Raw genomic sequence first — 11,979 nt, 5'->3', positions numbered from 1 at the left:
ATGGGGGTGCCCCCGCGCGAGCGCAGCCGAGCGTGGGGGAATCGGCGACCGACGACAACGCGGCGAGGCGCGGTGCCAGGCGCCGGGAGCCCGGCCTGATCGACGAGACACCCCCTAGGCCTCCAGGTAGCGCAGCACCGCCAGGATCCGCCGGTTGTACCCGTCGGCCTGGTTCAGGTCCAGCTTGTCGAACACCGCATTGAGGTGCTTCTCCACCGCGCTCTGCGAGATGTGCAGCCGCGCGGCGATCGCCGCGTTGGTGTGTCCCTGCGCCAGCGCCTCCAGCACACCGCGCTCGCGCGGGGTGAGCCGGGTCAGCGGATCGGTGTGCGTGGTGCGCAGGACCAGCTGCCGCACCACCTCCGGGTCGATCGCGGCGCCGCCCGCGTGGATCCGCTCCAGGGCGTCCAGGAACTCCTCGACCTGCGCCACCCGGTCCTTCAGCAGATAGCCGACCCGCTCGGCGCTCACGGCCAGCAACTGGGCCGCGTAGTGGCGTTCGATGTGCTGCGAGAGCACCAGGACGCCGACCTCGGGCCGGCGGGCGCGGATCTCCAGGGCGGCGCGCAGCCCCTCGTCGGTGTGGGTCGGCGGCATCCGGATGTCGACGACGACGATGTCCGGCCGGTGTTCCTCCACCGCCTCCGGAAGCGTCACCGCGTCGCCCAGCGCCGCCACCACCTCGTGGCCCTCGTCGGCGAGCAGCCGGACCAGGCCCTCTCTGAGCAGGGTCGAGTCCTCGGCGAGGATCAGGCGCATGGCAGCTCCGCGGTGATGAGGGTGGGTCCCCCGAGGGGGCTGTCGACGTGCAGGGTCCCGTCGAGCGCCGCGACCCGGCCGCGCAGCCCGGACAGGCCGCCGCCGGCCGGGTCCGCGCCGCCCGCGCCGTCGTCCTCGACGCGTACGGTGAGCCGCTCGCCGTCGCGGAACACCCGCACCGAGACGGCCGTGGCCGCGGCGTGCTTGACGGCGTTGGTGACGGCCTCGGACACCACGAAGTAGGCGGCCGTCTCCACGGACCGGGGCAGCGGCCCGCCGGTCTCGCAGCGGATGCGCAGCGGGAGCGCGGACCGCTCGGCCACCCCGCCCAGCGCCTCCTCAAGACCGAGGCTGTCCAGCGCCGACGGGTAGACCCGCCAGGCCACCTCCCGCAACTCGGTGAGCAGGCCCTGGGATTCCTCGTGGGCCTGGAGCAGCAGGGCGTCGGCCCGCTCGGGGTCGCGGCTGCGGCGGGCCCGGCCGAGCAGCATGGCCAGCGCGACCAGGCGCTGCTGGACACCGTCGTGCAGATCGCGTTCGATGCGCCGCCGTTCGGTGTCCACCGCCTCGACGACCGCCGCCCGGCTCGCGGCCAGTTCGTCGATCCGCCGCCGCAGCAGCTCCCGCTCCGACGGGCCGAAGCACTCCCGGGCCGAGCGCTCGTCGAGCGCGGCCAGCGAGCGCAGCCCCTGGAGGTCGAGGAAGAGCAGCACACCGCCCAGCACCACCTGGGTCAGCAGTTCCTCCCAGCCGACGCCGCCCCGCACCACCCCGTACGCCAGCAGCCCGGCCAGCCCGGCGCCGACCGCGAGCAGCCCGGTCACCACCCCGGTCACCAGCCCGGCGGCGACGCGGCCCGCGACGTAGCGCAGGACCTTCTCGTCGGACGCCGCGTAGCGTTCGGGGAAGCGGTCGCCGAAGAACACGGCCCGGCGGCCCCGTTCCAGCGCCGCCAGCCGGCGCACCCCGGCCATCAGCAGGCCGAACGCGTCCGGCCGGGTGCGCGGCCACAGCAGGAACGGACCGAGGGCGACCCCGGCGACGAGCAGGTGGACGGCACCGGCCAGGGCGGTCGGGAAACCGAGCAGCACACCGAGCCAACGACGCGGCCAGGACGCGGAGTTGGTCGGGTCCTCGGGCACGGGGACCGAGCCTAGTGCGGCCCGTCGGGCCCGATCAACGCCGTCGGCCACCTCGGCTACCTCGGCTGCGTCGGCCACCTCGGCTGCGTCGGCCACCTCGGCTACGTCACCCGCGTCAGCCGCGTCGGGCACGTCGGCCACCTCAGCCGTCACGCCGGTGCCGGGCCGTGGTGCGGCGCCCCTTCAACCGTACGGCCACGTAGGCGGCCAGCGCGACGGCGGCGAGCACCAGGACGGCCTTGCTGAGCACCCCCACGTACGTGCCGACGACGTCCCAGCGGTCGCCCAGCCAGTAACCGGCCAGCACCAGAACGCTGTTCCAGACCAGGCTGCCGAGCGTGGTGAGCATGATGAACACGGGCATCGGCATCCGCTCGACACCGGCCGGCACCGAGATCAGACTGCGGAAGACCGGCACCATCCGGCCCAGGAGGACCGCCTTGGTGCCGTGCCGGGCGAACCACTCCTCGGTGCGCTCCAGATCGGCGGTCTTCACCAGCGGCAGCCGCTCCCACAGCGCGTACAGCCGGTCGCGGCCCAGCAGTACGCCGATCCAGTACAGCGCCACCGCCCCGACCACCGAACCCAGCGTCGTCCACACCAGCGCCGACGTCAGGCTCAGCACTCCCTGTCCGGCGGCGAAGCCGGTCAGCGGCAGGATGACCTCGCTGGGCAGCGGCGGGAACAGGTTCTCCAGCGCGATGGCCAGGCCCGCTCCGGGCCCGCCCAGCGTATCCACGAGATCGGCCGCCCAGCCCGCGACGCCGTCCGCGGGCTCCTGGGGCAGCGCCAGGGTCATCAGATGCACGTGAGGTCTCCAAGCCGGTGGCGTATCGGTTCGCCCGGGGCGGGTGCCCCGACCCGACCCAACCTAGAAAACCGCAGTTCAGTCCCGGCATGAGGGTGCCCGCCCGATGCGCCGGGGTTCCCCGCACCACTGACCCTGCGGAAATCCGCAACGGCCGTCGGCGGACCGGGAGGGCGGGCGCCGGGAACCACAGGGTCGCCTGACACCCTCTCTGTGTGCGGGTCGGACCTGTGGAACCGCGCACGAGTGGGGGGTTGTGATGAGCCGTGTGCTCTATGGCGAGCGGTCGTGGAACCCGCTGGCGCGCACCGTCGAGCTGACCGAGGACGGGCTGCGCAGGGGCGGCCGGAACACGCCGCCGCACGAACTGAACCTCGCCGCGATGGCGGAGGCGTTCCAGCGCGGCCACTGGCTCGGCGGCGGCGGGACGGAACGCCCGCTGGGACACCTGGCGGACGGGCCCGGCATCGTCCCGGTGACCCGCGTCACCGGCACCACCCGACCACTGAAGGTGCGGCGCGCCGCGGAGTTCGCCCGCGCGCTGGGGGAGTTGGCGGTACGGCACTGCGGCGGACCGGAGGGGGTGGCCGCGCTGGCGGACCGGGCCCGGGCCGAGAGGGTGCCGCTGTGGATGGCGCGCCGGTACGCGCCGGGCCCCGCCGGTCCGGTCGCCGTCGCCGTCGACCGCAACCTGGTGCGGGTGGACGTGTGGGGCCCGGACGCCCCCGCCGTACGGATCCGGGCGCCGTACGGCTTCCACCGCCAGGGCCACGAGCCGTCCCAGGGGCTGCGGCTGACCGTCGGCGACGTCGCGGCGGAGCTGAGGTTCGTGAAGAAGAAGCGCAAGTCCAAGAGGCGGGTGGAGGTCCGACTGCCCGGCCACCACTGGGAGTTGCGGCGCGAGAGCGCGCGGAGTTCATGGTTGCTGCGTGACGAACGGCCCATCGCCCTCCTGACGCGTCCCCGCGGACGGCCGGTGCCCGAGCCCGGCGGTGTCCTGCTGCCGCTCACCCCGGTCCGCTACGAGAGCCCCGACCCGCTGGACGCCGTCATGGCCCAGGCCTTCGCCGTCGCCTTCGGCATCGGGGACACCACGGGTGCGGCCCGGTTCCGGGCCGAGCGGCGGCGCCGGGTCAACGGCGGGGAACCGGTCGCCGCCGACGAGTGGTGGGACCGCTCCTGGTTCAGCAACCTCGGCACGGGACGCGACGACAACGAACCCGGCGGCGCGGACGGCTGGGGCGCGGACGGCGGCGAGGGCGGCGACTCCGGCGGAGGAGACGGCGGGGGCGGCGACGGCGGGGGTGGCGGCGACGGCGGAGGCGGTGGCGGCGGCGACTGACGCCGCCGCGTCGGGCAGTGCCCGCGCAGTGAGACCCCTGCGTCACGGTTCGGCTGTCGTGACACGGGGGTACTCGTGGGCCGGCACGAATTCCACGGAGCTTGGGAGGTGAGGGGAGTGACAACCTCTCCTCGGTCGTCGATGGAGACCCATCCCGACATCATCGACATGCGCAACCGCCATGAGATGGCGGAACGCGCCACGAGCACCCCCAGGGCGCAGGCCATCGAGACGCTGGCACTGCTCACCGGGGTCTACCTGGCCGCCTCCCCCTGGATCGCGGGGTTCAGCGGCCTGTCGACGCTGGCGGTCAACAACCTGATCGTCGGTATCGCCTATGCCGTGCTGATGAGCGGCGGTTTCGGCCGTGCGTACGAGCGTACGCACAGCATGGCGTGGGCGGCCTGCGCGCTGGGCGCGTGGACCATCGTCGCGCCGTGGGTCGTCGCCGGTGACGTCAGCACGACCAGGACGGTGGTGAACAACATCATCGTCGGAGCCATCGCGCTGCTGCTGGGCCTCGCGGCCAGCGCCATGTCCGGCGAGCGGTCGTCGCGGGGCGAGGACCGATGACCGCGCGGTAGGCGGCGTTCCGGCGCACCGGGAGAGCCGTCCGGGAGCCCTGGCCGTGGCCGCCCGCCTCGGCCAGGCACCGGACGGGTCTCTGGCATGTGGCCCACCGGCCGGGGTGACCTCACCGGGCCGGAGGGCGCGTATCGGCGTCGTAGACGAGAAGGCCGTCGCCGCGCAGGCGCGCGCCCGGTGTCGGGGAATGCGGCATGAGGCGTCCGTCGTGCATCAGGTGCAGGACGAGCGCGCCGCGGGACAGGACGGCGAAGTCGGCGATCAGACGCCGGTGGCAGCGCCACCACACCGCCTCGCCGCACATCACCGCGGTGCGTCCCCCGGCTGCCTGGCGCATCAGGACGTCCATCGCGGCGACGAACTCCGGGGTGCGGGTGTGGGCGGCGTAGCCACGGAAGGACTCGTTGCGCCAGACGGTGTCGGGCGAGGAGGGTGGCGGCTTGCGCCACCCGCCCAGCCTGCCCTCCCACCGGTAGGCGATGTGCTCCTCGGGCATCCACCGGGCCAGCCGCTGCCGCGACAGGTCCGGATCCCGGCGACTGCCGGGCGCGGTCCTGACATCCACCACGGCGGCCACGCCGGCGCCCCGCAGCAGCTCGGCCAACGTGGTCCGGTCGGCGGTGCCGTGGCCGAAGGTGATCAGCTCCGGGCGCGGGTCGGAGGGCCCGCCCCCGGGGTCGGTGCGCTCATGGCCCATACCCCGAGTGGACCACCTGCCGGCCGGCGCGGCAGCCGCGCCGCGGATGCGGCGGGGGTTACGCGTCGGCCGCCTGGGAACTCAGAGCACCTCACGAGCCGCGCGTCCGCCCGGTGCCACCGGGTTCTTTCCGCTGGTCGCGGACGCCCGGCAGCTCTGGGAGTGTGACAGTGATCTTGGTTGTGCGAATGGTGGAGGAGGCCGACGTCCCCATGCGGTACGCGAGCCGGTGCGGCCGGCGAGGGAGCGGCGGTGGACGAGTCGGCGGAGTCATCGGCCGAGTCCTCGACGGAGGGAGCGCGCCGGCCGTCGTGGCGCGGTGCGTCGGCGTCGGGGCCGGCGCCGGTACGGCGGAGGGGGGTGGTGCCTCGTGTGCGGCCTGAGCGGGGAGATCCGCTTCGACGGACGGGCGCCCGATCTGGCGGCCGTCGGACGCATGACGGACCGGCTCGCCGACCGCGGCCCCGACGGGCAGGGCGCCTGGAGCCGGGGCGCGGTGGCACTGGGACACCGGCGACTGAAGATCATCGACCTGTCGGACCGCGGAGCGCAGCCCATGACGGACGCCCGGGGCGAGGTCACCGGCGTCTTCAACGGCTGCGTCTACAACTATCCGCAGCTCCGGGAAGAGCTGCGCGGGCTCGGGCACCGCTTCGAGTCGACGTCCGACACCGAGGTGGTCCTCAACGCCTACCTGGAGTGGGGGACCGCCTGCGTCGAGCGCTTCCGCGGCATGTTCGCCTTCGCGATCGTCGACCACCGCACCGGCCGTGTCGTCCTCGCCCGGGACCGGCTCGGGATCAAGCCCCTCTACCTGGCGCCGGCACCGGGCCGGCTGCGGTTCGCCTCCTCGCTGCCCGCCCTCCTGGCCGCCGGGGACGTGGACACCTCGCTCGATCCGGTGGCCCTCCACCAGTACCTGAGCTGGCACGCCACGGTCGCGGCGCCCCGCACGGTCCTCAACGGGGTGCGCAAGCTGCCCCCGGCCACCGTGCGGGTGATCGAACCGGACGGCAACCACCGGGACCACCGCTACTGGCAGCCGTCGTACACCCGCCGCGCCGAGTACGCCGGCATGGGAGCCGACGAATGGCGGGACGCCGTGCTGGACGCGCTCCGTACGGCCGTACGCCGCCGGATGGTGTCCGACGTGCCGGTGGGCGTCCTGCTCTCCGGCGGCCTCGACTCCAGCCTGATCGTCGCGCTGCTGGCCGACGAGGGCCAGCGCGACCTGATGACGTTCAGCGTCGGGTTCGAGGCGGAGGGCGGCGAGGAGGGCGACGAGTTCCGCTACTCCGACCTGGTGGCCCGCGAGTTCGGTACCGACCACCGGCGGCTGATGGTTCCCTCCGAGCGCGTGTCGACGGCCCTGGAGGGGGCGGTCGCCGCGATGAGCGAGCCCATGATCAGCCATGACGTGGTCGCCTTCTACCTGCTGTCCGAGCAGGTCTCCCGGGAGGTGAAGGTCGTCCAGAGCGGGCAGGGCGCCGACGAGGTCTTCGCCGGTTACCACTGGTATCCCCGGCTGGCCGAGGTCTCCCGCGCGGACGAACCGGAGCGGTACGCCGAGACGTACTTCGACCGGTCGCACGCCGACCTGGCCCGGATCCTGCGGCCGGAGGTGCTGCCCGACGAGGACTTCTCGGGCCGCTTCGTGCGGGAGCACATGGCGGCGCCGGGCGCCGAGACCGCCCTGGACGCGGCTCTCCGCCTCGACACGCACGTCATGCTGGTCGACGACCCCGTCAAACGCGTCGACAACATGACCATGGCCTGGGGCCTGGAGGCCCGGGTCCCGTTCCTCGACCACGAACTGGTGGAACTGGCGGCGGCCTGCCCGCCCGAGCTGAAACTGGCCGACGGCGGCAAGGGCGTACTGAAGGAGGCGGGCCGCAAGCTGCTGCCGCACGAGGTCGTCGACCGGCCCAAGGGCTACTTCCCGGTGCCCGCCATCCGGCACATGGCCGGGCCCGTCCTGGAGCGCGTGCGCGAGGCGCTCCAGGCGCCGGAGGCGAAGCGACGCGGACTGTTCCGGGACGAGTACGTGGCCGAGCTGCTCGCGGCACCCGACGCGCACCGCACCAGGCGGGGCGCGAACGCCCTGTGGCAGACGGCCCTGCTGGAGATATGGCTACAGACCCACGGCATCAGGTGACCGGAGAGCACGGGGAGATCCGTGTGGCAGCCGACGGGGGGACCCGTGCGGCGGCCGACGGGGAGGCGCACGAGGTGCACCACGGGGAGATCCATGTGGGGCACCATGGCGAGCCCCGTGCGGCGGCCGGTGGGGATACCCGTGCGGCGTCCGGCGGGGATACCCGTGCGGCGACCGACGGAGGCGCGGGGGAGGTGCTGCCCCATCCGGCCCCCGCCCACATCCCTGCCGGGACCCGCGAAGCCGCCCCGGCGCCCCTGCCGCTGCCCGACGCGGGCGGCCCCCGGGACGCCGTCACCCGGCTGCGCGCCCACGGCTGCTGGTACCCCTCGGCGAACCCCCAGGGCACCGAGGTGGCCTTCATCTGCGACCGGGGCGGCGTCCCGCAGCTGTGGGCCGGACCCGTCGACGGCGACGAGGCTCGGCTGCTCGACTCCTCACCGGATCCCGTCACCGAGGTGTCCTGGTCACCGGACGGCCGCTGGATCGCGTACACCACCGCGCCGGGCGGCGGCGAGCACACCCGGGTGCTCTGTGTACGGCCGGACGGCACCGGCCGCCGCCTCCTGGCCGGCGCCGACCCGGCCGCCTCCGCCCATCTGGGCTGCTGGGCGCACGACGGCTCGGCCGTCGCCGTGACCTTCGCGGCGCCGGCCTCCGGCGGGACCGGCGGCGGACTGCCCGACGGCAGACCTCCCGAGGCCGGCCCGGCGGCGGACTGGACGGAACGGGACGGCCACGCCACACTCCTCGGCCCGGCCCCGTACGACGCCGCGTCGGGGGACGTCGCCTCCGTGACCGCCCCGAACGGGACGCCGATCACTGGCACCACCGGCACCGCGGGTACCACCGGCACCATGGGCATCACCGGCATCCCCGGCACCGGCACCACCGCCACCACGACTCCTGCGGCCCGCCCCCAAGGAGGCCTCTCCGTCTACCTGATCGACCCCGACGGCCTGGCTTCCCCCGTTCTCCTCACCACCGAGACGCACGCCGCCTCCCTCCGCGCCTGCGACCTCAGCCCCGACGGCACGCTCGCGCTGCTGCGCCGCGGCCCGCGCGGACGGCGCGAGGCGGTCGTCCTGCGCACCGCCGACTCGGTGACCACGTTCGCCCTGCCGGTCGCCGACGGCGACCCGTGGATCGGCCGGTTCTCCCCGGAGGGCCGCACCCTGTGGCTGCGCAGCAACGCCGACCGCGAGTACGCGGCGCTCCTCGCGGTCGGCCTGGCCGACGACGGCCGGCCGCGCGGTGTGTCCGTCCGGGCGGAACGCGAGGGCAGCGACCTGGAACTCCTGGCCCTGGCGCACGACGGCCGCACGGCTGCCCTCGCGTGGAACGTACGGGGCGCGAGCGAGCTGGAACTCGTCGAGACCGCCCCGACCGGGCAGGCTCCCGGCGCTCCCGCCACCCCCGACTCCGCGGGCCCGGCACGCCCCGTGCCCCTGCCCCACGAGGTCGTCACCCGCGTGACCGCCGCCGGCACCGGACGCCTGCTGCTCGCGCTCTCCGGTTCACAGCGCCGGCCGGGCGTCTGGTGGGCCCACGAGGGCGTATCCCTGCTGCGCACCCCGTGGTCCTCCCGGGACGAGGACGCCGTCCCACCGGGCCGCCCGCCCGTACGCCCGGTCCCCGTGCGCCTGACAGCGCGGGACGGCCTGCCCCTGAGCGGCTGGTACTACCGCGCGCCGGGACGCTCCCCGGACGAACCCGCCCCCTGCGTGATCCACCTGCACGGCGGACCGGAGGAACAGGAACGCCCGGTGTTCCACCCGCTCTACCACGAGCTGACCGGACGTGGCCTGGACGTCTTCGCCCCCGACGTCCGAGGCTCCCTGGGACATGGCCGGTCGTTCGTCGACGCGGACCTGGGCGCGGGCCGCTTCGCCGCGCTCGACGACGTCGCCGACTGCGCCGCCCACGCGGTCACCGCGGGCCCCGCCGACCCGACGCGGCTGGCCGTCATGGGCCGCTCGTACGGCGGCTATCTGACGTTCGCCTCCCTCGTCTGGCACCCGGACCTGTTCCGCACGGGAGTCGCCGTCTGCGGCATGTCGGACTTCCTGACCTTCTTCGCCGGTACGGAACCCTGGATCGCGGAGTCGGCGGCGCACAAGTACGGCCACCCCGAGCGCGACCGCGAGCTGCTGCGCGCCCTGTCGCCGATGAGCCGCATCGACGCGCTGCGCGCCCCGCTGCTGGCGGTCCACGGCGAACACGACACCAACGTGCCACCGGGTGAGTCCCGGCAGTTCGTCCGGGCCGCGCGGGAACGCGGCATCCACGCCGAACTCCTCACCCTGCGCGACGAGGGCCACGACTTCCTGCGCGCGGACAACCGGCGCCTGTTCCGCCGGGCCGCCGCCGACTGGCTGGAACGGCACCTGCACGTGTGAACCGCGTGCCCGGGCCCCGCCTCGGGACTCAGCGACCGCCCCCGCCCCGGGACTCGGGGACCGTCCCCGCCCCGGGACTCGGGGACCGTCCCCGCTCCGGGCCTCGGGGACCGCCCCCGCCCCGGGACTCAGCGACCGCCCCCACTCCGGGCCTCAGGGACCGCTCTCGCCGACGATCAGGCCGATGGCCGCTCGCGGACCGCCCGCGGCGAGGGCGGCGCGCTGCCGGTCCGCGCCGGTGCCCTGCCGGAGCAGTCGGTGGACCAGGGCGGAGACCTCCCGGGTGTCGCCGGACGCGTCCAAGGCGGCGCCGATGTGCCGCAGCAGCCCGCACAGCATGTCCCCGGCGCGGTGGCGGGTGGCGCCGACCGGATCGATCAGGGCGTCGCTGAGGCCGTGACGCGCCGCGTGCCACATGGCGGCCTGGAGGAGCTCCGGCGCGCAGTCCGGCACGGGTTCCCCCGCGGTCGCCTCGGCGAGGGCCGTCTCCACGAGCGCCCGGACGACACCGGCGCACATGACCGCCTCGTCGGCGCGCAGTTGTACGTCGAGACAGCGCACCTCGACCGTGGGGTAGCGCTCGGAGAGCCGGGCCTGCCAGTACAGCTGGCCGGTGTCGGAGATCAGACCGCAGTCGATCAGGCGCTGCACGCGCCGCTCGTAGTCCTCCAGGTCCCGGAAGACGGGAGGCAGCCCGGCGACGGGCCAGCGGCCGAAGATGACGGTGCGCCAGCTCGCGAAGCCGGTGTCGTGGCCGTCCCACAGCGGGGAGTTCGCCGACATCGCCGTCAGCGTGGGCAGCCACGGCCGCAGCCTGTTCAGCACCTGCACACCCGCCTCACGGCTGGGCACGGCCACATGGACGTGCATGCCGTTCACCAGCTGCTCGGCGACCAGCTGGGGCGCCTGGACGAGCATGGCGCGGTACCGGGCGTGGTCGGTGACGGCCACGGGATGCAGTGCGTCGCGCAGCGGCGGTGTCGCGACGGGCGCGATACGGCAGCCGTGCGCCTCCGCCGCGGACGCCAGGGCGTGCCGCAGCCGCAGCAGGTGCCCTCCGACCTCCTGGAGGCTGTCGCACACGGGCGTGGCCACCTCGACCTGTGCCTGGAGCAGCTCGCACTGCACCTCCCGCCCGCCCGTCAGACGAGCCAGGTCGGCCGCCATGCGGACCTTCTCCGCGAGCGGCACCGGGATGCCCGTGACCGGGTCGAGCAGCAGGTACTCCTCTTCCACACCGATCGTCGCCATCGCGCGCCCTTCGCTCGGCGCCCGAGTGCCACCCCCGCCGCGCCGCAAACGGACGGCCTCATTCCGCTCTTGTGTTTCCGCCGACCGGGCCGCGGGGACTCGCCGGATGTGGTGGCGTACGGCGCGGAGCAGCGGGTGCGGCTGCCGGTGCTGCGGGCGGGCTGGCGGACGCAGACGTTCGTGCACTGGCCCGTGCCGGTGGAGGCGGTGCGGCCGCTGGTGCCGGAGCCGCTGGAGGTGGACGAGTACGAGGGCACCGCCTGGGTGGGACTCACGCCGTTCGTGATGGCGGACCTGCGCCCGCCCGGCGTACCGGCCGCGCTGCCGGGCCTCCCGACGTTCCCGGAGACCAACCTCAGGACCTACGTCCGGCACCCCGGCGGCCGGGACGGGCTGTGGTTCCTCTCCCTGGAGGTCACCTGCCCGCTGATGCTCGCGGCGCGGGCGATCGGCGTGCCGTACCACCTCGGCGCCCTGGAGGTCACCAGGCGGGAGGAGACGATCGTCTACTCCGGCCGCAGACGGCCGGGCGAAGCCTCCTACCGCCTCGTGGTCCGCCCCGGAGCCCCGATCGAGCGGCCGACGGAACGGGACGTGTGGCTGACCTCGCGCTGGCGGGCGTACACGCACCGGCTCGGCACCCTCTGGGAGACGCCCGCGGAGCACGAGCCGTGGCCGCTGGCCGCCGCCACCGTCGAGGAGCTGGACGAGACGCTCACCACCGCGGCGGGCCTTCCGGCCCCCACCACCGAGCCCGTCGTGCACTTCTCCGAAGGAGTCGGCCATGTACGGCTGGGAGCCACCCTGCCCTGCCCACCGGCGCACACGGCGCCCTGAGCCC

At 74.6% G+C, this 11,979-nt stretch carries 10 protein-coding genes; 5 read left to right on the top strand and 5 right to left on the bottom strand.

The window, feature by feature from the left end; all coding sequences use genetic code 11:
- Positions 1–114: 114 nt before the first annotated feature.
- From ACIG0D_RS07865 to ACIG0D_RS07855, 3 genes are all read right to left on the bottom strand, one after another.
- Positions 115–759 (bottom strand): response regulator, encoded by a 645-nt coding sequence (locus ACIG0D_RS07865; protein ID WP_399797049.1) that lies wholly within the window; start codon positions 757–759, stop codon positions 115–117.
- Positions 750–1,901 (bottom strand): sensor histidine kinase, encoded by a 1,152-nt coding sequence (locus ACIG0D_RS07860; RefSeq protein ID WP_399797107.1) that lies wholly within the window; start codon positions 1,899–1,901, stop codon positions 750–752. Before ACIG0D_RS07860 ends, ACIG0D_RS07865 begins: the two co-directional genes overlap by 10 nt.
- Positions 1,902–2,043: 142 nt before the next feature.
- Positions 2,044–2,700 carry a DedA family protein gene (locus tag ACIG0D_RS07855; protein ID WP_399797106.1) on the bottom strand — a complete coding sequence of 219 codons (657 nt, stop codon included), beginning with the start codon at positions 2,698–2,700 and terminating at the stop codon, positions 2,044–2,046.
- A gap of 268 nt (positions 2,701–2,968) precedes the next feature.
- Between ACIG0D_RS07855 and ACIG0D_RS07850 the strand changes: the two genes are divergently transcribed.
- Positions 2,969–4,051, top strand: a complete 1,083-nt coding sequence (locus ACIG0D_RS07850; protein ID WP_399797047.1) for a hypothetical protein — start codon at positions 2,969–2,971, stop codon at positions 4,049–4,051.
- A 141-nt stretch (positions 4,052–4,192) separates the two neighbouring features.
- Complete coding sequence (locus tag ACIG0D_RS07845; protein ID WP_399797104.1) at positions 4,193–4,624, top strand: SPW repeat protein; 432 nt, start codon at positions 4,193–4,195, stop codon at positions 4,622–4,624.
- A 121-nt stretch (positions 4,625–4,745) separates the two neighbouring features.
- Here ACIG0D_RS07845 and ACIG0D_RS07840 read toward each other — a convergent pair whose 3' ends face one another.
- A complete protein-coding gene (locus tag ACIG0D_RS07840) occupies positions 4,746–5,333 on the bottom strand; it encodes a DUF488 family protein (RefSeq protein ID WP_399797045.1) in 588 nt (195 codons plus the stop codon).
- A 370-nt stretch (positions 5,334–5,703) separates the two neighbouring features.
- Here ACIG0D_RS07840 and ACIG0D_RS07835 point away from each other — a divergent pair, with 370 nt between their 5' ends.
- Positions 5,704–7,488 carry an N-acetylglutaminylglutamine amidotransferase gene (locus tag ACIG0D_RS07835; RefSeq protein WP_399797043.1) on the top strand — a complete coding sequence of 595 codons (1,785 nt, stop codon included), beginning with the start codon at positions 5,704–5,706 and terminating at the stop codon, positions 7,486–7,488.
- Positions 7,461–9,887, top strand: a complete 2,427-nt coding sequence (locus tag ACIG0D_RS07830; RefSeq protein ID WP_399797041.1) for a prolyl oligopeptidase family serine peptidase — start codon at positions 7,461–7,463, stop codon at positions 9,885–9,887. Before ACIG0D_RS07835 ends, ACIG0D_RS07830 begins: the two co-directional genes overlap by 28 nt.
- Before the next feature lie 153 nt (positions 9,888–10,040).
- Here the strand turns inward: ACIG0D_RS07830 and ACIG0D_RS07825 are convergent, their stop codons facing one another.
- Positions 10,041–11,138: a glutamate--cysteine ligase gene (locus ACIG0D_RS07825; RefSeq protein WP_399797039.1), complete on the bottom strand. Its 1,098-nt coding sequence runs from the start codon at positions 11,136–11,138 to the stop codon at positions 10,041–10,043.
- 108 nt (positions 11,139–11,246) lie between these two features.
- On the opposite strand from ACIG0D_RS07825, the gene ACIG0D_RS07820 reads away from it, so the two are divergent.
- Positions 11,247–11,975 carry a YqjF family protein gene (locus ACIG0D_RS07820; RefSeq protein ID WP_399797037.1) on the top strand — a complete coding sequence of 243 codons (729 nt, stop codon included), beginning with the start codon at positions 11,247–11,249 and terminating at the stop codon, positions 11,973–11,975.
- The last annotated feature ends 4 nt before the right edge of the window (positions 11,976–11,979 follow it).

The sequence above is a fragment of the Streptomyces sp. NPDC052773 genome (genome assembly GCF_044547145.1).
In the GTDB taxonomy this organism is placed as follows: domain Bacteria; phylum Actinomycetota; class Actinomycetes; order Streptomycetales; family Streptomycetaceae; genus Streptomyces.
Note: the sequence above shows the minus strand (reverse complement) of the source record. Positions and strands in the feature narration are given on the sequence as shown.

What these genes read in the sequence shown, in the direction of transcription:
- ACIG0D_RS07865 (WP_399797049.1), bottom strand. Translation starts at nt 759, where the DNA reads ATGCGCCTGATCCTCGCCGAGGACTCGACCCTGCTCAGAGAGGGCCTG.
- ACIG0D_RS07855 (WP_399797106.1), bottom strand. Translation starts at nt 2,700, where the DNA reads ATGACCCTGGCGCTGCCCCAGGAGCCCGCGGACGGCGTCGCGGGCTGG.
- ACIG0D_RS07850 (WP_399797047.1), top strand. Translation starts at nt 2,969, where the DNA reads ATGAGCCGTGTGCTCTATGGCGAGCGGTCGTGGAACCCGCTGGCGCGC.
- ACIG0D_RS07845 (WP_399797104.1), top strand. Translation starts at nt 4,193, where the DNA reads ATGGAGACCCATCCCGACATCATCGACATGCGCAACCGCCATGAGATG.
- ACIG0D_RS07840 (WP_399797045.1), bottom strand. Translation starts at nt 5,333, where the DNA reads ATGGGCCATGAGCGCACCGACCCCGGGGGCGGGCCCTCCGACCCGCGC.
- ACIG0D_RS07830 (WP_399797041.1), top strand. Translation starts at nt 7,461, where the DNA reads ATGGCTACAGACCCACGGCATCAGGTGACCGGAGAGCACGGGGAGATC.
- ACIG0D_RS07825 (WP_399797039.1), bottom strand. Translation starts at nt 11,138, where the DNA reads ATGGCGACGATCGGTGTGGAAGAGGAGTACCTGCTGCTCGACCCGGTC.